A 24,500-nucleotide genomic window follows, 5' to 3' on the forward strand; every position below is an offset into this window, starting at 1 on the left:
ACATTCCTTGTTATTTAAGATTCCGGTTCAGCCAGAAAGATACTCTGATACTGTCCGGGCGTGAGGCCGATAAACTCCTTAAAGAAGTTGGAAAAATGGCTTTGATCTACAAAACCCGTCTGAAAGGCGGCATCAATAGGTGTGACACCTTTTTCCAAAAGTTTTTTGGCCTCGTTGATCCGCACGGTTTCCAGATAGCGGTACGGAGTAATTCCGTAGTGTCTGGTAAAGGAGCGGAGCAGAGTATATTTATTCAGTCCGGACAGGGAGCACAGATCGTCCAGTGTGATGCGTCCGGCAAAATGTTCTTCCAGATAGCGGCATACTTGCAAAAGCCGGTCATTTACCTCCGTCTGGGCAGGGTCCATAGAAGACACAGTGTATTGTTCAATGAGCTGCTCCATAAGGAACAGAAATAATTCTTCCTTCTGAAAATCTTTCTGCTCCTGCATCAGCATCTGATGGACTTCCCGGAGCAGAGGCACCAGTTCACACTGGGGAATCACATTTGGCTCAAATTGGGGCAGATAGGATTTCCCTGTTATTTCCCACGCGACCTTCTCCATAATGTCCGGGTTGACATTCAGGCAGCGGTAGTCCAGGGGACGGTCATCCACCTGCTCGCAGGTGTGATTATCATAAGGATTAAAAATAATCAGATCATTGGTATGAATGATATATTCTTTATTTTTGCAGGACAGCTTCCGTTTGCCTTTTTCGATGAAGCCGATGACATAACACTCATGAAAATGGTTTGGAAACTTCTGCATGATACCGTTAAAACGGTATGCTTCTATTTTTAAATCAGTGTCAAATCGGATTTCCCGCTGTTCTTTCATCATGTTTTACTGCCCCTTCCGTTTTCTATCAATAGTTGACGCATAGCTATATAGTATTACGGTGCCAAAAGCACCTGGCGCCTCACTCTGCAGCATATATTTGAGTTGTAAATAAACTAACAATCAAACATAAGGCACTGGCTTGACACCTTGATTTACATAAGATCGTAACATAATTAATAGCAGTATTCTTGTATAATATTGACATGGACAGGGGAAAACGGCAAATGGTATTTCTTTACACACAGTGCAAAATGACCTGGACACAGAAAAAGAGCCGCATTTTATGCAGCTCTTTTTCTGATTACAATAAGGCGGCCCGCGAAATGTGCCGTCGTTTGTCTCCCATCCGTACTAGAACAGAAGGGCGGCAAGATGTGAAAAGGCAAAACAGAGAATAAGGCCGGTGACAGTGGGCACCAGGAAGGAAATAACCGTCCATTTTACGCTCTGTGTCTCTTTTTTGATTGTGATACAGGTTGTAGAGCAGGGCCAGTGCATCAGGGAAAACAGCATGGTGCTGATCGCCGTGATCCAGGTCCAGCCGTTCTGAACCAGCAGGTCTTTCAGGAGGTTCAGATTATCCAGCTCTATAAGGCTGCCCTGTGCCAGATAAGCCATGATAATAATTGGAAATACGATTTCATTTGCCGGAAGTCCCAGTATAAAAGCCAGCAATATGACGCCGTCCATACCGAACAGGCGGGCAAAGGGGTCCAGAAAACCGGCGCAGTGGGCCAGCAGGGTCATATCTCCGATTGTGACATTGGCCATCAGCCAGATGAGAAGGCCGGCGGGAGCCGCAACGGCCACAGCTCTGCCCAAAACAAACAGCGTTCGGTCAAAGATGGAACGGACAATCACCTTGCCGACCTGCGGCTTCCGATAAGGGGGCAGCTCCAGAGTAAAGGAAGAAGGTACCCCTTTCAGGATTGTGTGGGACAAAACTTTGGACACCAGCAGGGTCATCACGATTCCCAGTACGATAAATCCGGCCAGAAAAACGGCGGAGAGAAAGGATTGGCCGAATCCGGTGGCCGTCCCCAGAAAGAACATGGAGATAATCGCAATCAGTGTGGGAAATCTGCCGTTGCAGGGAACAAAGTTATTTGTGATCATGGCGATCAGCCGTTCTCTGGGGGAATCAATTATACGGCAGCCTACAATTCCGGCAGCGTTGCAGCCGAATCCCATACACATGGTGAGCGCCTGTTTCCCGCAGGCACAGCATTTTTTGAAGCATTTATCAAGGTTAAAGGCCACTCTGGGCAGGTATCCCAGATCTTCCAGGAGGGTAAATAATGGAAAGAAAATGGCCATCGGCGGAAGCATGACAGAGACAACCCAGGCCAGAACCCGGTAGACGCCCAGGACCAGCATATTATATAAAAGGGGCGGGGCTCCGATACTGATGAAAAATTCAATCAGCTTATCCTGGATGCCGAAGAGAAAATTGCTCAGCAGCTGGGACGGGTAGTTGGCGCCCGTAATAGTCAGCCAGAAGATCAGCAGCAGAGTGGCAAACATAATGGGGAATCCCGTCCATTTACTGGTAAGAATACGGTCAATTTTCCGGTCCCTGGAGGCATAGGCTTCGTTGTCAAAATGCACCGTATCCAGACAGAGATCGGAGGCGGTATGCACGATCGCTGAAACCAGATCATCCTTTAATCTCTGGTTCGAGATACCCTCCCCGGTAAGCTTCAGTGTCAAATCCGCCAGGGCCGGCGCAACGCCTGGAAGAGTAAGCAGATCGGCGCCCAGAAAGCTGCCGGCTGTCTTCATCAGGTCTTTATCCTGATCCAGCAGCCGCAGCGCCAGCCACCGTGTGTTGAGCTGATTGGCGCAGGCAGGCTCCAAAACAGGTATCAATGACTGGACTGCTTCTTCAATGTAAGCGGGATAGGAGATGGACAGTGCCTCCCGCCGGTATCCGTCCCCTTCCCAGTTGTCATTGTCCGGAGCCTGGGTCATTTCTTCGATCAGCTGCTGGAGTTTATCAAGCCCCTTCCTGCTGCGTGCGCTGGTGCCCACAACCGGAATTCTCAGCTTCTCCGACAGCTTCTGGAGGTCAATCCGGATGTGTTTTTTCTTTGCTTCGTCCATAAGGTTGATACAAAGGATCACATTGGGAGTAATCTCCATAGCCTGAAGGACCAGATTCAGATTTCTCTCCAGGCAGGTGGCGTCACATACCACCACAATCGCATCCGGTTCCCCGAAGCAGATAAAGTCCCTCGCCACTTCTTCTTCCGCCGAATGTGCCATCAGAGAGTAGCAGCCCGGAAGATCCACAATGATATATTTTCTGTCTTTATAAATACAGGTGCCCTGGGCGTTGGTTACGGTTTTGCCCGGCCAGTTGCCGGTATGCTGTTTTAAACCGGTCAGTTCATTGAATACTGTGCTTTTTCCAACATTTGGGTTGCCGGCCAGGGCTATGACCCGGTCGGAATCGTCCGTTTTCCGGACAGTAAATTCTGTTTGTACAGAACGGATGTCGATGGATGCCGCATTCACTTGATTTCATCCTCCCATACGACAGAATCGTTTGGATAGAGGATGATGCCGGAGGCATCTTCCGAGCGGAGAGCGATAACTGCACCCCGGATGAGAAAAGCGGTGGGATCTCCCAGCGGGCTTTTCTGAATACATTCTACTTTGGTCCCTTCGATCAGACCGATGTCCTGGAGCCTGCGGCGCATACTGCCGGATGCCGTCAGTTCACGGACGACGGCGGACTGCCCCTGGTGTAAGCTGGTTAAATATCTTATATCTCGCATAGACGTTAACACTCCTGAATAAAGTTAGGATAAGGAAAAACAATTCCATACACTAATTTATGGACCTGGGATGAGTTTGGTTACAGGAGGTGACAGGCATGGAGAAAGAAAATGAGCCGGGCTTCTACACGATGAAGGGCTATGCACGTCTGGAAAGCAACCAGATCACGGCCTCGATGGAAGATTATCTGGAAATGATTTACAGAATTTGTAGGGAAGAAAAGAAAATCAGACTTGGAAAAATCGCGGATATGCTGCATGTAAAGCCCTCATCTGCATCGAAAATGGTGGCGAATCTGAAAAAGGCAGGTCTTGTGCAGTGTGAAAAATATGGGGTCATAACGCTCACGGAGGCAGGAGTGAAAGCCGGAGATTATCTGATACTGCGCCATGGAGTATTAAATCAGCTGCTCTGTATGATTAATGAAACCGACAATGAACTGGAACAGGTGGAAAAAATAGAACATTTTATTGATATGAGAACAATTGAAAACATGCGCCGTTTTTTAGAAAAAGAAAATGCCGGTAAGACGGAATCATAAGATTCGTTTACCGGCATTAAGCGTATACATATAGTTCTTACACAGGAAAGATTTACAATCCCGCATTACCGGGACTTCCCGGCAAATTCCCGAAGCTTGTCAAAGGTCTCGGAACTGATCACATGTTCAATCCGGCAGGCGTCCTCTCTGGCCGTTTCCGGTGAGACGCCAAGTTCAATAAGCCAGGCCGACAGAAACTGATGCCGTTCATAAACTTTATCCGCAATCGCACGTCCCGCATCGGTGAGTGAAATGTTTCCGGCGCCATCCATCAGAATAAAGCCGTTTTCACGAAGCCTCTTCATCGCAACACTGATGCTTGGCTTTGAAAAATTTAATTCATTTACTATATCAATCGAACGGACAGAACCGTTTCGTGTCTGTAAAATCAGAATTGTCTCTAAATAATTTTCTGCTGATTCTTGTATCTTCAACCAATTTCACCACCTGTTCATCATTCTTGTCTCTATCCCCTGCTGTACTGCAGAGGCCAGTCATTTGAAATGCACGTTTCAACCTATCCCTCATAAAAATATATAGTTATGTTAGCATAATCAAAAAAGTTTATCAACCAAGAGCATACAGCTTTTATAAAGATTTACCATATAAACGGCAGAAGGCGGTACTTCACTTTCGCCTTATATTCCTGATATCCCTGAAGTCCGTTCTCCAGAATTATTTCCTCATTTTTAATACGCTTCACCAGCACTGCAGGAAAGAACAGGAACGGAACAATCGCCGCCGCGCAGCCCAGGACAAAAGGAATTGACAGAAAGAGAAGAGCTGCAGCCATATACATCGGATGACGTACAAGACTATATAGCCCGGTATCGACAACCTTTTGATTTTTCTGTATTTCTACGGTTCGCGACAAATATGCGTTCTCTCGCATGACCTCCAGATATAATCCATATGCCAAAAGAAACAGGATGGCTCCAAAGATTACCGCCGGAACCGGCAGCTGTGTCCATTGAAAGCGGAAGTCTAAACCTGCAAGAATGAAACCGGAAATAAAGATCAGGGAGGAAAACAAAATCACAGACTTTTGTTCCGGTTCTTTTTCTTTGCTGTTCATACGCTTTTTCAATAGCATCGGTGCTTTCATGAATAATACAATGCCTGCAGCCAGCATAGGAATAAACAGCAGGGCCAGAAGCAGCCATGCGCGCTGAAAGTGTATGGTACCCGCAGGGACAAATAGCAGCAGCCCCATGAGCACGATACCCAATATAATTTTAGTCAGTCCGGTCAGAAGAAGTTTGATATCCATAGCAGTACCTCCTTAAACATAGTATCATATAACCTCGTTCCCCACAATGAAAGAACAGAATTACCATAAAGCTGTCCATGCTTATTTTTGAAAAAAGAAAGTTATGGATACTTGACTTTGACTTACAGGAGTGGTACTCTGAGTACAAAGAGTTAGCAAAAGCTAACTGATGATTTTAGACATTACGTCTGGGATATACTGACAGGTGGTTTTGTGAAAGCTGCTTAGGGCTGTTTTAGGAAGGTAAGGTGACAGTATGATAGAATTTTTTGCACAATACGGAGCTACTATTATAATAAGTCTGATCCTGCTGGGGCTGGTGATCCTGGCTGTCGCTAAAATCAGAAGAGATAAGAAAAACGGCAGATGCTGCGGAGGCTGTTCGGGCTGTTCAGGAAGCTGCCATGTGTATGAAGAGAAGCAGAAAACGCCGTCTGCCGGACAATAAAAAGTACACAAATAAAACAAAGGGCTGTTTTTATTGACAGCCCTTTGTTTTATATTAAATTAAAGATAGTGGTCAAAATCCCGCAGAACCTGATCCAGTACATATTGAATCAGATAATTTTTTGCCGAGGCTTCCTCCTGAAAAGACTGCCTGCCGCGGGTAATGTATTCGACAGCCTCACACCAGTCTGCCAGAGAAAACGCGGTGGGAGGAATGTCAGGCAGAACACTGCTCAGGCACCTCAGCTTAAACGGTGCTGAAAGGTCGGAAAGATACATACATTCTGTCTGTTCTGCAAGATAATCTAAAAGACTTTCTTTCCTGTTTGAATCCCCCATGTCTCTACCTCTTCGCTTAAATCAATATTTATGTATTAGATACCTCTGGAATAAAATCACTGGTACAAGGACATACTAGCAATTAGAATAAGTCCATCTTTCGCAGAGTAAATTGCTCTGCGGTATAGCCTGGCTTATTCCTTTTTTTTCGGCTGTCTTATGCCGGAATTGACTAAAAAAGTGACTGTTATTAGAAGAGACAGAGCCGGTCCATATTCATCCGTTTTAATTCCAGCGAAGAATGCATGTAACGATTTAGTGTAATATTTACGGTAGCGTGTCCCAGGATCTCACTTAAACTTTTGATTTCAAATCCGGATTCCACGCAGCGTGTGGCAAAGGTATGGCGCAGCGTATGGAAATGAACATCATTTAAGCCGCAGTCTTTTACATATTTGGAGAACCGGTATTGTACGGCGCGTGGCTCCATATATCGAACCGGATCGTTCGTAAGAAAAAAGGAAGAACGGATATAAGGACTTGACCGTCTGATAAAGGGAAGGATACAGGAAGGAATCGGTATGTCCCGGCTGGAATTCGCGCTTTTGGGGCTTCCGATCAGAATACGGGTTCTGGTTTCCGGGTTGTTTTCCAGATTTTGTATTCTCTGCATTGTTCTGCGTATTTTCAGCACACTGTCCTGCAGTGATATGTCCTCCCAGCGGAGGGCGCAGAGTTCACCAAGCCTCAGACCGGTATACAAACACAGGAGTACACCCAATTTTACCTGATCCATATCCTGCTTTAGATACTGTTCCAGAATCTGCTGCTCAGATTGAGTCAGAATACGTATTGTTTTGGGATGGGTTTTCAGACGTATCCGGTTAATATCACAGTCCGGCATATGGCCCTGCCTGGCCGCAGCTGTCAGGATAGATCGCAGTATAGAAAGGATATCCTGTATGGATTTTTCGGAAAGGCCGCCGCTTTTGTCTTTTCTGCCGCAGGCCAGCAGCGTATCAATAAACTCATCAATCAGTACATGGCTGATCTGTTCTGCCGGATATTTTCCCAGAAACGGTTTAATATGATTGTTAATCAAGGTATGATATTTCACATAGGAAGTTTCCTTTACCCTGGAACGTATCTTTTCAAGCCAGACATCGGAAATATCAGCCAGAGTCACTGAGGCGGTCTTTTTTTTAACAGCCGGCTGGCCGGGATTGGTCATATAGAGCTTCTTGCGTTTGACCTCCTGATATGTTTTTCCATAGATGAATCCATACTTGGCTTTGCCGACGGCATCATAGTATTTAATATAACGGCCCTCCCAGCGTCCGTCCTTACGTCTGAAAATATTTTCTCCTTTTCTTGGCATAGATTAACCTCCTTTATTGACTGCGTATCTGACTGGTAATAGAAGAAAATGATCGGAAATATACTGGTTTATCCGTATTGCGGTCCGGCTCCGCTCCATCCTTATGGAGCAATCCGGCCATATCTGACAAAATATTCCGTTTTCTTTCCCTATTTGACAAGAATGAGGATTCTTATGTATAATAAAAAATATCGGGAAAGGCCGTCAACTTATTATTTATCGGGGGCAGGCCGCCGCAGAGCAATTTACTCTGCGAAAGAACAGGTTTATGCAAGTGTAGAATATGATTCTGCACTTTTTTTATTGCACAGGAAAGTTCTCCAAACAAATTGAAATAACAAAAAGCCATCCAGGGAAAGCGCTTTAGCAAACGGTATTTTTTCCCAGTCCGGCCCATTGTGGTATTTTATAGCAGGCTATGCTAAAATCTGTTTATGGAGGGAAACGAATGATAGCTTTTATTTCACCGGCAAAACAGATGCAGATCGGGAATAAAATGGATTATCCGATGGAGATTCCGCTCTATCAGAAAGAAGCGGATTATCTGAGCGGATGTCTGAAAAATTATTCGGTTGCTGAGCTGGCCGGAATGATGAAGATAAACGATAATCTGGCCATGCAGGCTTTTGCAGATTATCAAAACAGGGGAAGTATGCCTAAAACCCCTGCGGTGCTGGCCTACCGCGGACTGCAGTTTAAATACATGGAACCGGAACGGTTTTCCGAACGGGAGTTGGCCTATGTACATAATCAGGTCAGGATAATAAGCGGGCTGTACGGTATTCTGAGGGGCTGCGACGGAATTGAACCTTACCGGCTTCAGATGCAGTGCAGGATTAAAATAGACGGACAGAATCTATATCAGTTCTGGGGCGACAGGATTTACCGGGCGCTGTTCCAGAAGGGGGAGACGGTAGTGAATCTCGCTTCTGAGGAATACGCGAAAGCGGTGAAGCCGTTTTTGACCGGCCATGACGGGATGATTACCTGTGAGTTTTATGTCAGGCGCCGGGACAGGCTGCGGATGCTGGCCACAGAGGCCAAGATGGCCAGAGGGAGGATGGTGCGTTTTCTGGCGGAACATAAACCGGAGTCGCCGGACAAACTGAAAGATTTTTGCTGGAACGGCTATGAATTCAGACCGGAATATTCCGATGGATGCAGGCTGGTATATGTGAAAGATGAAGGGCGTAAGGCAGAGGAAATATTCTGGTAAAAGGGAATTTACACTTTTTTATAACTAATACACACAAAAAAGAAAAAAAGGCTGGAAAAAATAGGAAGATTTTCTGATTTCATTGTGGTAGAATAAATACAATCTGAAGTAATCGCTTACGGCAGCGGCGGGTCAGAAAGAAAGGAAGTCCTGCCGGCAACAGGGGTTGAAATAAATTATAGAGAAGGAGAACCATGTGCTCATCTGCCATTCAACCAATTTAGGGAGCTTTGAGCAGTATTGCGCTACGCAGTAAATACATGGATGGAAAAATGAAAAAAATTGTAGTGGGTATTATGATGTTGCTTTTATGCTTTTCTGTAACAGGATGTGCAAAAAAGAATGAACATGGTCTGAGTGCAAAGGAGCCCCAGACTATCACAATCTGGCACTATTATAATGGTGTGCAGGCAATTGCCTTCGACGAACTTGTGATGAATTTTAATAATACGGTAGGTATGGAGAAGGGGATCGTTGTTAATTCGGTAGGCCAGGGAAGCATAGATGATCTGGTTTCCGCCCTGAGAGACTCTTCAAATAAAGTGATCGGCGCGGCGGATATGCCTAATATATTTCAAAGTTATTCGGATGTGGCGTCGGAATTTGACGAAATGGGTGTGCTGGCCAATATGGAACCATATATGACCCAGGAGGAGAAAGACAAGTATATCACTTCCTATCTGCAGGAAGGTTATATTAAAAATGATCAGGAACTGAAACTCTTTCCGGTTGCCAAAAGCAGTGAGGTCCTGATTGTAAATAAAACAATGTGGGACAAGTTCGCGGCTGATACCGGGGCGGGTACAGATGATCTTGCCACCTGGGAGGGCCTGGCCCGTACTGCGGAAAAATATTATGAGTGGAGCGACGGCAAGGCATTTTTCGGCAGGGATGCATTCGCCAACTATATGCTGATCGGAAGTAAGCAGCAGGGCAAAGAAATCTTTCAGGTCACAGACGGTGCGGTAACTCTGGATTTCGACCGGGATGCGATACAGAGGCTGTGGGACAATTACTATGTACCCTATATTAACGGCTATTATAAACATGTGGGAAGATACCGCTCCGATGATATCAAGACAGGCGAGATTATAGCCCATGTGGCTGCCTCCACCGGTTCAGGGTACCTGCCCAACGAAATAACCGTGGGAGACGACGATTCTTATCCGGTGGAATACATGGTACTGCCAGTACCCAATTTTGAGGGGACGGAGAAATGTGTTGTGCAGCAGGGCGCCAGCATGGCGATTACGAAGACGGACGAGACGAAGGAATATGCCAGCATGGTATTTCTGCAGTGGCTTGCCGAGCCGGAGCAGAATATCGGTTTTTGTGTAAATTCCGGTTATCTTCCGGTTCAAAAGGCGGCAAACGACAAAGAAGCCGTACAGAAATACATTGAGGAGCACGGTCTGGAGATCGGCGGTGTTGCCCTGGACTGCCTGATGACGTCCATTGATCAGGTGAATTCTTATGAACTGTACACGTCAAAAGGATTTGAGAATGGTTATGAGGCGAGAGAGGTTCTGAATACCTCGATGATTAATCTGGCCATGGAAGACAGAAAGAGCTTAGATGAAATGAAAAACGGGACGGATAAAGAGGCCGCGAAAGAAACTTACCTGACCGGGGAATATTTCAATCAATGGTATGAACTTACCCTGACCGAGCTGGAGAAGCTTTGCACGCCGGGAGAAAGCAAGTAACGTACAACGGAAGGAATTATGCGGAAACGATGATGCGGAAAAAGAAAGGTACGTCAATTAAAACGAAGGTATTTCTTCCTATCCTGGGTATGATGATTCTCCAGGTAGTGGCTATCGTATGCGCATTCCTGTTCAGCGGCACTTTGACACAGCTGGAGCGAAGTGCATTTAAGATATTTGACAATGCAGTTTCCGCCAAACAAAAGACCTTGGAGACACAGATGCTTCAATGGATGGATTTTGGAGAATACGGACTGACCATCGATGAGCAGATCAAGAGAATGAGTACAAAAAACAATCAATCTGTTCAAGAATTTCTGGGGGATACAGATGTCAGGCATGAGGCTCTTGAAGAAGTATCCGATGATATCTTAAAATTGCTGCGTCACTGCGAAACAACGGGGGCATTTATTATTCTGGACGGAGACAGCGGGGAAAAGGACAGCTTCTATATCCGAAATCTGAATCCCAGAAGTGTCTCAAAGAATAATTACGATATTCTGGCGGAAGCAGGGCCGGGCACTCTTCTGAAAGAAATGGGACTGACGATGGACAGCCACTGGAAAGTCAGGCTTAATATCACAGAGCAGGATGATTTTTATCAGAAGCCCTTTCAGGCCGGAAATGAATATACCAATATAAGCAGCAAGAATCTGGGTTATTGGTCGCCCAGTTTCCGGCTGCGGGAGAAGGACATTGAAATCATAACGTATGCAGTACCCCTGCTGGACGAAAATCATAAGGCATACGGGGTGCTGGGAGTGGAGATTTCATTGGATTATCTGAAAACATTTCTGCCCAGCGAGGAGATCAGCATTGATCCGAATGCGTCTTACTACATGGGCGTAACGACGGACGGGGAGCGTTATCGTTCCGTGCTCACGGAAGGAAGCTTTTTCCGGGCACAGAACAACGGGCGGGAGATGCTGCGCCTGAAAGAAGACCGGAAGTATAAGGGCTTCTATAATGTGAATGAAGCAGATTATCCAGAGAGTTATGTATCTGTACGCCCTCTGAAACTATACAACAGCAACACGCCGTTTGAGCAAGAAAGCTGGGTTCTGGGAGGCTTTGTCCAGGATAATGCCATTCACCAATATTCCGACCGTCTCATACGTTCCGTACTGTTTGTACTGGCGGTCACCTTTATCGTAAGCCTGGGAATTACTACTTTTATCGTTGCGGTTACGGTCCGCCCTATTAACCGGCTGATGGGCCAGCTGAAAAACCGGAAAATGTCCAATCTGGATTTGTCCAGGACCGGGATAAGAGAGATCGACAATCTTTCCGAAACAATCGAAAAGTTCGGCCGGAATATCGAGCAGTCGGCTTATAAAATGTCCACAATTATGGATATGACGGAGATGCCTCTGGGTGTATTTGAGTACGATCCGGATTCCAATGAGGTATTTTGTACCAAAGAGGTATTGAAGCTGATGGACAGCGAGTACCCTTCACCGGATTCCTACTATGTGGACCGGAAAATATTTGAGCAGGAGATGGCACGGTTTCAGGAGCAGATTATCAAAGAACCCTTTGAAGAGGGGATTTACCAGATGGTTACCAGGGAAGGGCATAACCGGTGGCTTCATATCCGCTGGATTAATGTGTCCTCCCGCCGTCTGTGTGTGATGATGGATATGACCAAGGAGGTAAGGGAAAAGCAGAAGATCAAGTACGAGCGGGATTATGACGTACTGACCAATCTGCTGAACCGGAGAGCAATTGTAGATAAAGTAAAACAGCTTCTGCACTCCGGGCAGGTAAAACATGCGGTTTTTTCCATTTGGGATCTGGATAATCTGAAATATTTTAATGATACCTATGGTCATGATATGGGAGATAAGTATATCTGCAGGGTGGCGGATGTGCTCAATACATTAAAAGGCAACTCTTTGCTGGCCAGGATGGCGGGGGATGAATTCATTGTCTTTTTATACGGCGACCGGCCGGCAGAGGATATGTGCCGGGATCTTTACCGGCTCCACGAAAAGATTCTGGGTACAGGCATGATGCTTCCTGATCAGAAGAAGGTATTTTTAAGCGCCTCGGCCGGCATCGCGATTTATCCTCAGGATGCGCAAGACTATGAGGGGCTGCTGCGCTATGCCGACTTTGCCATGTATGAGATGAAGAGCCACTCCAAGGGGAACATCAAGCTGTTTAATAAGGACAGCTATTTGCGGGATAAGATTTTGCTGCAGGGCGGCGGTGAGCTGACCCGTGTTCTGAATGAAGGGCTGATCGACTATGTGTTCCAGCCGATTGTAGATGCAAGAACCGGGGAAATCTTTGCCTACGAGGCGCTGATGCGTCCTCAGTCTGAACTGTTGAGTACACCTGCGGATATTATCCGTCTGGCCCGTATCCAGTCCAGGATGAATCTGATTGAATACTGGACCTGGTTTAATGCGCTGAAAGCTTTTGATAACCAGCCGGAAAATGAAAAATACAGACTGTTTCTCAATTCCCTTCCGGATCAGTGCCTGGATGCAGAAAGTTTCCGGACTCTGGAGGAAAAATATGGTCCGCTGTTAAACAGAACGGTTGTGGAAGTAACCGAAAATGCCGGTCTGGATACCGCCTGCATGGAACAGAAACGGCAATGGTGCGGGAAATGGAATATGCAGTTTGCCCTGGACGATTTCGGAGTGGGATACAGCAACAATGCCGCGCTGCTCTATATTGACCCGGCTTTTGTAAAAGTGGATCAGTATATCATACGGGAGATTGACAAAGAAGGCGACAGGCAGAAGCTGGTGAAAGGGCTGATCGATTATTGCCATGAAAAAGGATCAAAGATTATTGCGGAGGGTGTGGAAACCTGGGAAGAGCTGGAAGAAAGTGTGCTATTAGGTGCAGATTATATCCAGGGCTTCTGTCTGGCGAGAGCTGACCATGACCTGAAGGATTTGTCCAAAGAAACGAAAGAACGGCTGCGCCGTCTGTATCGAAAGGTAAGGGCAGCGGAGAAGTAGCAATAAGATAAATAGAAAGTGCTGCCGGATGGCAGCACTTTTTTGCTAACAATAAGACGATTCGCGAAGCGTATCGGCGTTTGTTTATTACTGGTTGATCTGACTGATAATATCTCTGTGCGCCTTGCAGCCAAGTACATCTGCAGGCGGCAGCTCATGTTCTTCAAACAGACCATAGGCATATTTGACGCTTAAAATACGGAGAACCGACTGATCAATCTGGTCTTCGCTGATTTCTCCATCCTCGACCGCCTTCAGGATTCCCTCATAGGCCGCCTGCGGATCTTCCGGCATCAGCAGGATATCTATACCGGCCTGAACTGCCGCCACCGCGGCCTCTGCCGAGGAATAATTCTGTGTGATTGCACCCATATCCAGCGCATCCGTGATCAACAGGCCGTCATACCCCATCTTTTCCCGGAGCAGATCATGGATAATAACGGGATTCAGACTGGCCGGTATCTTATCCTTGGTCACATTGGGAAGGCTGATATGAGCCACCATAATGGCCGGGGCCCCGTTTTCAATCTGCTCTGCAAAAGGGATTAATTCAGTCTGCCACAGCTGCTCCAGAGTCTTAGCACTGGAAGCATAACCGTCATGAGAGTCCTGACTGGTATCGCCATGTCCCGGAAAATGCTTGCAGACCGGAATAACGCCATAGTCCCTCATTCCAAGGGCAAGGGCTGTGGACATATCTGCGGCGATCTGCGGGTCCTGGGAAAAAGCCCGATCCCCGATTACCGTGTTGTCCGGATTGGAATTCACATCACAATCAGGAGCATAATCCATGTTAAATCCGAATACGGATAATTCCTGGCCGATCACGTGTCCCACGTCTCTGGAAAGTGTAACATTGGTCGTCCTGCCCAGATTTGCCATGGGTGGTATATCTGTTACCGGTATTTTGTCGGAATGTTTCAGCCGCTGCACCCGGCCGCCTTCCTGATCTGTGGAAACAAAAAGCGGAATCTTTGCCGTGCTCTGTGCGTCTGCTATAAATTCCTGCACCTGCTTGACAGAATCTATATTTTCGTCAAATAAAATAATGCCGCAGGGCTGGAAGGATTCCAGCGTTTCACGCATGGAGGAGGTGATTTTGTATACGGTTTCATCCTTTTCCGATTTGCGGAAGGAGAGTAAGAAAAGCTGGCCCACCTTCTGCTCCAGAGTCATCTCCTTCAGATGTTCTTCGGCCTGGGACGATTCGTCCGCACCAGCGCCCCTGCTGTACATCTGTATCCCGTGATCGGAAGCTTTGGCAGCAGATTCTTCGCTGTCCTCCACTGTGGCAATCGATGTGCTCTGATCCGAAGCAGCCTCTTCATTTCTGGAGCAGCCCATCAGAGCACATGAAAGAAGAAGAAAAAAAATACTGATCTGTATTTTCCTCAAGCTTTTTCCCCTTTTTCCTGACAGAGACGTTTATACCATTCTATTTTGAAATTTATCTTGTCCAGATATTTATTCATTGTCTCTATCTCATTGAGCAGATATTTGCGATGATTCAGAAAAATCTCCAGCCGCTCCGGCAGAGTGGAGTCTCCCTTTTCGCATAGTTCAAAATAATGTCTGATTTCTCGAATGCACATTCCGGTATCTTTCAGACAGCAGACCATGGAAAGCGTATCCATATCTTCCTCTGTAAAATATCGGATTCCTTTATTCGTGCGTCGGACATTGGAAAGAATCCCCTCCTTCTCATAAAAACGGATCGTGGAGGGAGTCAGATTCATCTTTTCAGCAGTTTCCGAGATTGAATACGTCATGCTGTAAACTCCTTTCTGACAGTACAAACAGTCCAGTCATGTTTTGTTCATAGCCTGACTGAACCGGTAACCAATAAGGGCTATAATTTCAAGTACGCCTCGGCGTACTTGCTGCGAGCCGCCGGAGGCTTTATCTTGGAAGGAGCCTGGGCTTCCACCAAGACGAATTTGTTATTTACTCACCACCTATAGAGGGGGGAGTCTTATCTACTTCCATGAGAGAAGTTTAGAACAGATAGGGGTGAATGTCAATATTCGTATTGACTTTGAGTTAACTTTAAGTTTACTATTATGACAGTTCAGTTACAGTAAATAATGCAGAGGGAGAGTGAAGAGCGGATGAAGAGTATTAAACCGGGCCGGGGACCATCTATGATGAATGGAGTTGGCTCCGTCTTTGCCGTGATTTTCGGTATTATTTGGACGGGTGCAGCAGTTTCAATGGGAGCTCCGGTTTTTTTTACTGTTTTTGGTGTTGGATTTATCGTACTGGCTGCTGTGCAGGGCTTATACCACTGGAAAAATGCCACGGGGGAAGATCGGTTCTCGGAATATGATATAACAGACGAGACGGAGGAAAAAGATCCCCTTCAGGAGCTGTTCGGAGGGAAGAAATCAAAGGATGACGTTATCAGTCAGAAGGAAGAGCATGCAGCAGGAAGCGGCAGTTCAAAATTTTGTCCTTATTGCGGGAGCCGGGCAGAAGAAGACTTTGCCTATTGCAGTAATTGCGGGAAAAAGCTGCCTTGACTGAAAGGCAGCATCTATATATCGTGCGATTCCATGAACAAATAAAGCGCCATATTATATGGCGCTTTATTTGTTTCGACAGTAATGGAGTGAGATGTATGGAAGGATGGCATAAGCTTTACAAAGCCGCTTGACGTCAGGTTAAAACAAGCTATACTGAAATTAAAGAGAGATGTTCAGTTCGTGAAAAAAGAGTAGAGGGAACGGAAGCTGCAGGGACATCGGGCCCGCTGATTGTTCGGGATTGGATACCGGGTCTGATCATTCAGTAAAGGAGGTATCTATATGGACTTAAAGAAATTAACAAATGAAGTTGGTGCACCGGTTGCAGAGAACGAACATAGTCTGACAGCTGGACCAAGAGGGCCGGTGGCGATACAGGATGTATGGCTTCTGGAAAAACTGGCGCATTTCGACCGGGAGGTTATTCCCGAGCGCCGGATGCATGCCAAAGGCTGGGGCGCCTATGGGACCCTGACCGTTACCCAAGATATTTCACAGTGGACCCGGGCCAAAGTCCTTCAGCCGGGGGCGAAGTCAGACCTGTTCCTGCGCTTTTCTACTGTGGCGGGTGAGCGGGGAGCCGCGGATGCGGAGCGGGATATCCGGGGTGTGGCGGTCAAATTTTATACCGAGGAAGGCAACTGGGACTTGGTTGGCAATAATACGCCAACTTTCTTCCTTCGGGATGTCCATAATTTCCCGGATCTGAACCGGGCCGTCAAGAGGGACCCCCGGACCGGTATGCGTTCCGCCCAGAATAATTGGGATTTCTGGACGCTGCTGCCGGAAACCTTTCATCAGACTACAATTGTTATGTCCGACAGAGGAATCCCGGCCTCGTTCCGGCACATGCATTTCTTTGGTGAACATACCTTCAGTTTTTATAATGACAAAAATGAGCGTGTGTGGTGTAAATTCCATTTTAAGACCCAGCAGGGCATCCGGAATCTGACGGACGCGGAGGCGGAAGCTCTGATTGCCGGGGACAGGGAAAGCCATGGACGTGATCTGTTTGAGGCCATTGAGAAGGGAGAGTACCCCCGCTGGACTATGTACGTACAGATCATGACAGAAGAACAGGCCAGGAACCACTACGAGAACCCATTCGATATCACCAAAATATGGCGTCATAAAGAATTTCCGCTGCATGAAGTCGGCGTTCTGGAGCTTAACCGCAATCCGGATAATTATTTTGCCGAGGTGGAGCAGGCAGCGTTTACTCCTGCCCATGTGGTACCAGGTATTGGATTCTCACCGGATAAGTTCCTGCAGGGCAGGCTGTTCGTGTACGGAGATGCCCAGCGATACCGTCTGGGTGTGAATTATAACCAGATTCCGGTTAACAGGGCAAGATGCGAGGTACACGATTATCACAGGGACGGCTTTATGCGTACCGATGGGAACTACGGCGGGGCTCCTGCGTACAGTCCAAATAGTCTGGGAGAATGGGCGGCCCAGCCGGATGTCATGGAACCGCCGCTGGATCTGAGCGGAGCTCTGTATGCCTATGACCCGCAGGACGATCCTACGGACGACTGCTTCAGGGCCGGAGGAGACCTCTGGAGAGTAATGGAAGAAGATAAACGGGCGCTGCTGATTGAAAATACGGCCCGGAATATTGAGCCGGTTACAGAAAACATCAAGTACCGTCATGCGGTGCACTGCTACTGGGCAGATCAAGAATACGGCCGCCGTATCACGGAGGCGATGGGCCTTGATCGGGAAAAGATGGAGAAATTGGCAGAGGGAGATCATAAATCTCTGATTCAGGCCACGCTGAACTAAAAAACAAAAAGGAATCCGGCCATATTAATTCGGAAATCTCGTTTTAATATGGCCGGATTCTTTTAATATTTACCATATGCAGAATCTGCATCCTGAAACAGCTTTCTTACCTGATCTCTGGCGACAAGGATACCGCCGCGGGAACCTGCTGTTTTTCCATTCCACTCATAGCTTGGCACAGCCTCAAAACCCATAGTTCCCCAGACCAGCCTGTTGGCGGCCAGAACCTTTTCTGTGAAGCTTCCGTTTTTTAAGACGGCGAGCACCTGATCTTTCTCTGCTCCGGCTTCCGCTGCCAGATCAGCGAGAAGTTCAATGTCATCAATTCTCTGCCTCTTATCAAAATGTGCGGCATATACCAGCGCGTTGTACCGCTGAATATCAAGACCCAGTTCCATCAGATAAAACGCCGCCTGAGCCGCCAGATCTGAGTGGATGGATGCCGGCTCAGGCCGGGGATGGGATTCACATGGAACCCAGTTTAACTCCACGTCTTTATAATCCTTAATTATTTCACACAATTCTTTCCAGCCTTTGTAACAGTAAGGGCAGATATAGTCGTAATAAATATTGAGTTTCTTTGACATGACTACCTCCATTCTTTTCTTTATTTGTTTTTCCTATTTTAGCATATTTTATTAGTCATAGAAAGAACCGGCACGGGATTTACCATGCCGGTTCTGTTCTTTCAATGTACCTGGTTTTTCAGCCGGGCAGTTTTTGCGTTTGCTCAGGACAGCCAGCTTATGACAGCATCCCGGAGAAATGCGGCGCAGCCTGCTGTGTTCTCATCATAGTACGCCGTAAATCTGGGATCTTCTGTATACATCCGGACCAGCCCTGCGTGAGCCTCGGCGCTGTAGGCCGGCCAGGTAAATGTAAGCCACTCCCGGTGCATAGAGGCAATCTTCCTGCCTTTTTCACCTTCCGGAGATTCTTTGTTTACAACCGCCTCTTCCAGCTCCCGGCGTATCGCGTCGCCCAGTTCATTCATCTGGTTGTATTCCTCCTCCGTCAGACCGGCAAACTTCTGGTTGCTTGCCTCCACGGCCTGATCCCCGTATTTATCACGAATCTCTTTTCCATATGCTGCCTCATTTTTATCCAGTTCTGCTTTGATAAAACCTTTGAATTTTTCCTGATCTGTCATGGTATAGTTTCCTTCCTCTTTCCTTAATGTCTTTTTTACCGTCTGTATCAGACTGTCCAGCCGATTCCGGCGTTCGTACAGAGCCTTAAGGTGACTTTCCAGAGCGCTGTGCACATCGAAGGCCGGATCGGATAAAACATCCTGGATCTGATCCAGTTCGAACCCAAGCTCGCGGTAAAAGAGAATCTGCTGCAGAAGATCCAACTGCTTTTGTCCATAGATCCGATAACCGGACTGGCTGAGCCGCTCTGGCTTCAGCAGCCCGATTTCATCATAGTAGCGCAGCGTCCGGCTGCTGATCCCAGCCAGACGGGCCAATTTCAAAACGGTATATTCCATTCATAAATCCTTTCTGTATAATTCGTATCGATTTGTGTACACAATGTAAAAGACCGGTTCTTTACAAGGGACAGTATAAACCTTTCCGTAACGGTAAGGTCAAGGCCTATTTTATGTTTGGAACTTTTTTTCGGATATGATATAATTTTTCACAAGAAGGAGGGGGTTTTTATGTGGGCTGTATATGCATTGCTATCCGCACTGTTTGCGGCATTTACTTCCATATTTGCTAAGATGGGGATGGAACATATCAACTCGAATCTGGCTACGGCGATCCGGACAGCTGTGGTCCTGATCATGGCCTGGAGCATTGTATTTCTCACGGGCAGACAGCATGAAATCGGGAATATCGGCGCCAGAAGCTGGATATTTCTCATTGCATCAGGAATTGCCACCGGGCTGTCCTGGATGTTTTATTATAAGGCGCTTCAGATGGGAGATGCCTCCAGGGTTGTGCCTATTGATAAATTCAGCGTGGTGATAACAATGATATTGGCTTTTGTGATATTGAAGGAGGCGCTCACAGTGAAAACCGTGCTTGGCGGCATCTTTATCACGATAGGCACGTTTATCCTGATTTTAAAATAGTGAAAGGAGAGGTAACAAATGGCAGCTGAGACAAGATTATATTATCAGGGACATGGCAGCTACCGTCTGACAGGGGAGGACGGGCTTGTTCTATACGTGGACCCTTTTGCGGGGGACGGCTACGATGAGCCGGCAGACGTGATCCTGGTCACTCATCAGCATTTCGATCACAACCGGATTGATCTGCCTGCCAGAAAAGAGAACTGTCTGGTGATACAAAATGAGGATGCGCTGAAAGCAGGAATTTATCAGGAATTTCAGGTGGATGGCTGCCGGATCAGGGCGGTTCCCGCCTATAATAAAAATCACAGCCGGACAGAATGTGTCGGGTATTTTATCTACCTGGACGGGCTGCTGATCTATGCATCCGGGGACACCTCCATCACAGAAGAAATGTCTGCGTATCCGGCGCATCACATTGATTACGCCCTTTTTCCGGCAGACGGAATCTACAATATGGATGAGAACGAGGCCAGAGAGTGCGGTAAGATCGTGAAAGCGGCACACAATATTCCTATCCATATGAAGCCGGGAGAACTCTATGATGAGAAAATGGCAGCTGGCTTTCAGTCCGACGGCTGGCTGACGGTCCGGCCGGGGGAAGAGATTATACTCTCTTGACAAAGACATGCTGTTGTGGTAGATTTGCCGTAGCAGTACAGAACAGTGACTGCAGCTACATAACCGGGGAGCTTGTGCGACAGGCTGAGAGGAAGTTTGTAACTTCGACCCGTGAACCTGATTTGGATAATGCCAACGTAGGGATCATAACCGAGTGAGATGTATAGGCTATGCCGCGTTGCGGCGTAGCCTTTTTTTATTACATAGGAAAGTTCCGGAAATTCTAAGATGACAGGAACTGCATGATCCGATCGGCAAAAAGAGATGGAGGAAAAGAAAAATGAAAAAAACAGACATCAAGAAACTGGCTCTGGCGGGTATTCTGGCAGCGGTTGCGGTAGTATGTTCACCGCTCAGCATTCCTGTGGGAGCTTCCAAATGTTTTCCGGTCCAGCATTTTGTCAACGTAATGTGCGGCGTGTTTTTGGGACCCTGGTACGGCTTTGGAGCAGCCTTTGTTACCAGCCTGATCCGTAATCTTATGGGAACGGGAACCCTGCTTGCCTTTCCCGGCAGCATGTTCGGAGCGCTGCTGTGCGGGTATCTGTACCGTCTGACGAAGAAAATTCCGTTCGCATGCATCGGCGAGCTTGTGGGAACCAGTATAATCGGTGCGCTGGCAGCCTATCCGGTAGCCAGTCTTGTGATGGGAAAAGAGGCTGCGCTGTTTGCCTATGTAATTCCATTTCTGGTGAGCAGCCTGGGCGGAACCATCATTGCGGCGGCTGTCATCGTCATCCTGAGCAGGGCCGGCGTGATGAAGATGTTAAAAAAAGAAGATAATGCGGGCTGAAACCTGCATATCCATGTAATACTGCGGCCGATATGCATATTACCGCGCAGTTCTGGAAATTTTAAGGAAAAAGCATGGATGAAGCTGTTGTTGACGGGTCTGTTGTACATGGACTTGGTTTACCCTGCTTTACCCACTCTTAACTTTACTTTGCTTGACATACTATTTATAATGTAAGCAGAAAATGGTAATAAGAGACACCGGAGAAATAAACGGGAAAGGCATGGATATACGTGCTTCGGAAATGGAGATAAAATGAAAAAGAAAATGCTGAAAAAATATGCGAAACTGATTGTTCGGGTTGGAGCAAATGTACAAAAGGGTCAGGGAGTTATGATCGATGCCGCCACCGACCAGAAGGATCTGGTGGCCTGTATCACGGAGGAAGCCTACAAAGCCGGAGCAGCCTGGGTCTTAGTTGACTGGGGCTGCCAGGAAATTACTAAACTGGTTTATCAGTATGAGACGACCGAACAGCTGTCACTTGTACCGAAGTGGAGAGAAGAGAAATATAAGATGCAGGTGGAAGAACTTCCCTGCCGGATTCACATTGTCTCCGAAGATCCCGATGGCTTGAACGGACTCGATCAGGAGAAGCTTCAGAAGGCTTCTGTCAGCCGCCACAGTGTGCTGAAACCTTATATAGATGCGCTGGAAAACCGGTATCAGTGGGTGATCGCCGCAGCGCCTTCCAAGGCCTGGGCAAAGAAAGTATATCCTGGTGTGCCCACCAAAAAGGCCGTTACCCTGCTGTGGGAGGAGATTTTCAAAGCGGTTCATTTGACTCCGGACAACGATCCGGTAAAGGCATGGAAGAAGCACAATGAGAACTTTAAAGAACGGTGCGAATGGCTGAATAACATGGATTTTGAGTCTATTTCCTATAAAAGTAAAAATGGAACGGACTTTACGGTATGGATGATCCCCGGCGCCAGATGGATGGGTGGCGGAGAGAATACGATGGGCGGGCAGTATTTTAATCCCAACATGCCTACCGAAGAGATCTTTACCACGCCTATGCGGGGAAGAGCCGAGGGTAAAGTGGTCGCCACGAAGCCCCTGTCCTATCAGGGACAGTTGATTGAAGACTTTTCAATGACCTTTGAAAACGGCCGTGTTGTGAAGGCGAAAGCGAAGAAAGGAGAGGCAGCGTTAAAGACCATGCTATCTATGGACGAGGGCGCGTCCATGCTGGGGGAGGTTGCCCTGGTTCCTCACGATTCTCCGATATCCAATTCCGGCGTGATGTTCTATGAGACTCTGTTTGATGAAAATGCCAGCTGCCATCTGGCGGTAGGACGGGGCTTTTCCAATGTGCTGCCGGATTATGAGACGTTGAATAAGGAGCAGCAGGGGGAGAAGGGTATTAATGACTCCATGATCCATGTTGATTTTATGATCGGAAGCAGGGATATGGAGATCACCGGACACACGAAGGACGGGATTGATGTACCCATATTCAAGAAAGGAAACTGGGCGTTTTCACCCAGAAAAAAGGCGGCAAAGTAATGCAGCATCCGCCCGGCGCAGAGTTTTCGCTGTCTCAGGATGAATTTGAAAGAAAAAAGCCCCTCTTCGTTGACAATATACTGACCGGTATGGACAGGTATTTCTATCGGATTCTGGAGGGACTGGAACCGGAATTTGAGCAGTTTGCAGATATCCTGACAGAGTGGGAGAAGGAAGGGGCGGCATATGGAGATTTTTATTATCCCCGGCTGCCGGAAGAAATCAGGATGAGAGTAAAGAAAAGCCTGGCGGAGCCGGCGTGTCTGAGCCGTATGGAACCGTTTTTTGATCCTGAAAAGCTCTACTATATGCTCACACCGGATATCAGAAAGCTTCTCGTTACGCTCAGTTACCGGGAAATAGTATTCTCCACCTTTTATTTTCCGGAGAGCAGGCTGACTCTCTGGAGCAGCTATGCGGGAAAATGGGTCCTGTTTTCCGACGATCGTATCCGGCTTCAAAGGGCCTGCTGGCAGTTTGAAACAATTAGAAATAATTAGTAAAGTAAAAGAAGCGAAACCGCAGATACTAGGATAAGTGTCTGCGGTTTTTTGGATGCAATAATTGATACAATAATTATAGTAAGTTTGTAATGGTTTATTCATACAAAGTTAAATCCTATTTCATTGACATAAAAGTTTGAAAAGGACATAATGATACAAGAAAGAGAATGAGAAGGGAAAAGTGAAATGTACGAGGGGAGAAAAAGGAAAAATAACCTTGTCATAGTGCTTTTGATTTTTTTCTTTGTGGAGACCGCCTTTTTTATTTTTTATGCGTTTCATACACAGAAAGCGCAGAACAGGCTTACGTCAACCCTGGAAGAAACAACGGCAAGTGTGGGTTCTCTGCACGATGAGGCGGAAGATTTAAACAAGCAGAATAGCGAACTTTCCGGACAGGTTGCACAGCTGACGGACGAGCTTGACAGCATGACCCAGTCGAAAGAAGAGGTTGACGACTATGTTGTACGCCTGAAAGACCAGGTCAGTGATCTGAAAAAGAGTGTGAATAAGGGCGGAAGTAAAGTACCGGATATCGCGGCGCCGGGATATGAGAGCAAATATCCGTCTCTGTATGCCAGTGAGATGTACATGCCTAAGGTAGATCGGAGCAAGGTGGTTTATCTTACCTTTGACGACGGCCCTTCCGATCTGACACCGGAGATTCTGGATATTCTGGATGAGTATAATGTAAAGGCTACATTTTTTGTTATACAGAAGACACAGCAATCCTCTGTGGACGCCTATAATGAGATTGTAAAACGGGGACATTCGCTTGCAATTCATACGGCAAGCCATGTGTATACTCAGATTTACGCCTCGGTCAGCGCATATTTGAAGGATTTTAACACAATCTATAATTATCTGGAAGAGAAAACCGGTGTGAGATGCCGGATCTTCCGTTTCCCGGGCGGCAGCGTGAACTCCTACAATAAGAACTATTATAATGAGCTTATTGATGAGATGGAGCGCAGGGGTTTTGTTTATTTTGACTGGAATGTAGATTCCGGGGATGCAAGAGGCAAGGCCACCGCGAAAGAAATCAAGAAAAATGTGCTGGATGAAGTACACGGCAAGACCGGTGCATCCATCGTACTCATGCACGATACCAATGTAAAACAGACAACAGTGGAAGCCTTGCCTGAGATTATTAAAACCTTACAGGATGAAGGATATACGTTCCGTGTGCTGGATGAAAATGTAAAACCGATTCAGTTCAAACGATGACATCCAGAGCTGCTGTCATTTGGAA

General features: G+C 47.0%; 24 protein-coding genes and 1 riboswitch. Of the genes, 13 read left to right on the plus strand and 11 right to left on the minus strand.

Annotated elements, in window-relative coordinates:
- Positions 1-14 precede the first annotated feature (14 nt).
- From ABCW47_RS05435 to ABCW47_RS05445, 3 genes are all read right to left on the minus strand, one after another.
- Entirely contained in the window at positions 15-842 is an 828-nt protein-coding gene (locus tag ABCW47_RS05435; RefSeq protein WP_343208838.1) for a helix-turn-helix domain-containing protein, read from the minus strand.
- Positions 843-1,193: 351 nt separating this feature from the next.
- A complete protein-coding gene (gene feoB, locus ABCW47_RS05440) occupies positions 1,194-3,359 on the minus strand; it encodes a ferrous iron transport protein B (RefSeq protein ID WP_425516058.1) in 2,166 nt (721 codons plus the stop codon).
- Positions 3,356-3,622 carry a FeoA family protein gene (locus tag ABCW47_RS05445; protein ID WP_343208839.1) on the minus strand — a complete coding sequence of 89 codons (267 nt, stop codon included), beginning with the start codon at positions 3,620-3,622 and terminating at the stop codon, positions 3,356-3,358. The genes feoB and ABCW47_RS05445 overlap by 4 nt, the downstream gene beginning before the upstream one ends.
- A 98-nt stretch (positions 3,623-3,720) precedes the next feature.
- On the opposite strand from ABCW47_RS05445, the gene ABCW47_RS05450 reads away from it, so the two are divergent.
- Positions 3,721-4,164, plus strand: a complete 444-nt coding sequence (locus tag ABCW47_RS05450; RefSeq protein ID WP_343208840.1) for a metal-dependent transcriptional regulator — start codon at positions 3,721-3,723, stop codon at positions 4,162-4,164.
- A 65-nt stretch (positions 4,165-4,229) separates the two neighbouring features.
- Here ABCW47_RS05450 and ABCW47_RS05455 read toward each other — a convergent pair whose 3' ends face one another.
- On the minus strand, positions 4,230-4,598 hold the full coding sequence (locus ABCW47_RS05455; protein WP_343208841.1) for a metal-dependent transcriptional regulator: 369 nt from the start codon (positions 4,596-4,598) through the stop codon (positions 4,230-4,232).
- 164 nt (positions 4,599-4,762) lie between these two features.
- Positions 4,763-5,434, minus strand: coding sequence for a methyltransferase family protein (locus tag ABCW47_RS05460; protein ID WP_343208842.1), 672 nt, complete (start codon positions 5,432-5,434; stop codon positions 4,763-4,765).
- Positions 5,435-5,690: 256 nt separating this feature from the next.
- Here ABCW47_RS05460 and ABCW47_RS05465 point away from each other — a divergent pair, with 256 nt between their 5' ends.
- The gene (locus ABCW47_RS05465; RefSeq protein WP_343208843.1) at positions 5,691-5,882 is read left to right on the plus strand and encodes a FeoB-associated Cys-rich membrane protein; all 192 of its coding nucleotides are present in this window, start codon (positions 5,691-5,693) and stop codon (positions 5,880-5,882) included.
- Positions 5,883-5,941: 59 nt separating this feature from the next.
- Here the strand turns inward: ABCW47_RS05465 and ABCW47_RS05470 are convergent, their stop codons facing one another.
- Entirely contained in the window at positions 5,942-6,220 is a 279-nt protein-coding gene (locus tag ABCW47_RS05470) for a hypothetical protein (RefSeq protein WP_343208844.1), read from the minus strand.
- 190 nt (positions 6,221-6,410) lie between these two features.
- Positions 6,411-7,538, minus strand: coding sequence for a tyrosine-type recombinase/integrase (locus ABCW47_RS05475; RefSeq protein ID WP_343208845.1), 1,128 nt, complete (start codon positions 7,536-7,538; stop codon positions 6,411-6,413).
- 448 nt (positions 7,539-7,986) lie between these two features.
- Here ABCW47_RS05475 and yaaA point away from each other — a divergent pair, with 448 nt between their 5' ends.
- From yaaA to ABCW47_RS05490, 3 genes are all read left to right on the plus strand, one after another.
- Positions 7,987-8,754: a peroxide stress protein YaaA gene (gene yaaA / locus ABCW47_RS05480; protein ID WP_343208847.1), complete on the plus strand. Its 768-nt coding sequence runs from the start codon at positions 7,987-7,989 to the stop codon at positions 8,752-8,754.
- A 272-nt stretch (positions 8,755-9,026) separates the two neighbouring features.
- Positions 9,027-10,460 (plus strand): extracellular solute-binding protein, encoded by a 1,434-nt coding sequence (locus tag ABCW47_RS05485; protein WP_343208848.1) that lies wholly within the window; start codon positions 9,027-9,029, stop codon positions 10,458-10,460.
- A 29-nt stretch (positions 10,461-10,489) separates the two neighbouring features.
- Positions 10,490-13,438, plus strand: a complete 2,949-nt coding sequence (locus tag ABCW47_RS05490) for an EAL domain-containing protein (RefSeq protein ID WP_343208849.1) — start codon at positions 10,490-10,492, stop codon at positions 13,436-13,438.
- Between the two features lie 87 nt (positions 13,439-13,525).
- On the opposite strand, the gene nagZ is transcribed toward ABCW47_RS05490, so the two are convergent.
- Together nagZ and ABCW47_RS05500 are read right to left on the minus strand one after the other, a co-directional pair.
- Entirely contained in the window at positions 13,526-14,833 is a 1,308-nt protein-coding gene (gene nagZ / locus ABCW47_RS05495) for a beta-N-acetylhexosaminidase (protein WP_343208850.1), read from the minus strand.
- On the minus strand, positions 14,830-15,207 hold the full coding sequence (locus tag ABCW47_RS05500) for a MerR family transcriptional regulator (protein ID WP_343208851.1): 378 nt from the start codon (positions 15,205-15,207) through the stop codon (positions 14,830-14,832). Before ABCW47_RS05500 ends, nagZ begins: the two co-directional genes overlap by 4 nt.
- Before the next feature lie 339 nt (positions 15,208-15,546).
- On the opposite strand from ABCW47_RS05500, the gene ABCW47_RS05505 reads away from it, so the two are divergent.
- Positions 15,547-15,957: a zinc ribbon domain-containing protein gene (locus ABCW47_RS05505; RefSeq protein WP_343208852.1), complete on the plus strand. Its 411-nt coding sequence runs from the start codon at positions 15,547-15,549 to the stop codon at positions 15,955-15,957.
- A 285-nt stretch (positions 15,958-16,242) separates the two neighbouring features.
- Positions 16,243-17,745, plus strand: a complete 1,503-nt coding sequence (locus ABCW47_RS05510; protein WP_343208853.1) for a catalase — start codon at positions 16,243-16,245, stop codon at positions 17,743-17,745.
- A gap of 62 nt (positions 17,746-17,807) precedes the next feature.
- Here the strand turns inward: ABCW47_RS05510 and ABCW47_RS05515 are convergent, their stop codons facing one another.
- Complete coding sequence (locus ABCW47_RS05515) at positions 17,808-18,332, minus strand: DsbA family oxidoreductase (protein WP_343208854.1); 525 nt, start codon at positions 18,330-18,332, stop codon at positions 17,808-17,810.
- A gap of 143 nt (positions 18,333-18,475) precedes the next feature.
- Positions 18,476-19,234, minus strand: coding sequence for a MerR family transcriptional regulator (locus tag ABCW47_RS05520; protein ID WP_343208855.1), 759 nt, complete (start codon positions 19,232-19,234; stop codon positions 18,476-18,478).
- Between the two features lie 171 nt (positions 19,235-19,405).
- Here ABCW47_RS05520 and ABCW47_RS05525 point away from each other — a divergent pair, with 171 nt between their 5' ends.
- From ABCW47_RS05525 to ABCW47_RS05550, 6 genes are all read left to right on the plus strand, one after another.
- Complete coding sequence (locus ABCW47_RS05525) at positions 19,406-19,822, plus strand: EamA family transporter (RefSeq protein ID WP_343208856.1); 417 nt, start codon at positions 19,406-19,408, stop codon at positions 19,820-19,822.
- 18 nt (positions 19,823-19,840) lie between these two features.
- The gene (locus ABCW47_RS05530) at positions 19,841-20,443 is read left to right on the plus strand and encodes an MBL fold metallo-hydrolase (protein ID WP_343208857.1); all 603 of its coding nucleotides are present in this window, start codon (positions 19,841-19,843) and stop codon (positions 20,441-20,443) included.
- A 54-nt stretch (positions 20,444-20,497) separates the two neighbouring features.
- Positions 20,498-20,605, plus strand: a riboswitch (TPP riboswitch).
- Positions 20,606-20,723: 118 nt separating this feature from the next.
- Positions 20,724-21,236 (plus strand): energy coupling factor transporter S component ThiW, encoded by a 513-nt coding sequence (gene thiW / locus ABCW47_RS05535; protein ID WP_343208858.1) that lies wholly within the window; start codon positions 20,724-20,726, stop codon positions 21,234-21,236.
- 255 nt (positions 21,237-21,491) lie between these two features.
- Positions 21,492-22,745, plus strand: a complete 1,254-nt coding sequence (locus tag ABCW47_RS05540; protein WP_343208859.1) for an aminopeptidase — start codon at positions 21,492-21,494, stop codon at positions 22,743-22,745.
- Complete coding sequence (locus ABCW47_RS05545; RefSeq protein WP_343208860.1) at positions 22,745-23,245, plus strand: hypothetical protein; 501 nt, start codon at positions 22,745-22,747, stop codon at positions 23,243-23,245. The genes ABCW47_RS05540 and ABCW47_RS05545 overlap by 1 nt, the downstream gene beginning before the upstream one ends.
- A gap of 189 nt (positions 23,246-23,434) precedes the next feature.
- Positions 23,435-24,475 carry a polysaccharide deacetylase family protein gene (locus ABCW47_RS05550; protein WP_343208861.1) on the plus strand — a complete coding sequence of 347 codons (1,041 nt, stop codon included), beginning with the start codon at positions 23,435-23,437 and terminating at the stop codon, positions 24,473-24,475.
- Positions 24,476-24,500: the final 25 nt, after the last annotated feature.

Origin of the sequence: Anaerolentibacter hominis, from assembly GCF_032380675.1 — a bacterium.
GTDB lineage: Bacteria > Bacillota > Clostridia > Lachnospirales > Lachnospiraceae > Anaerolentibacter > Anaerolentibacter hominis.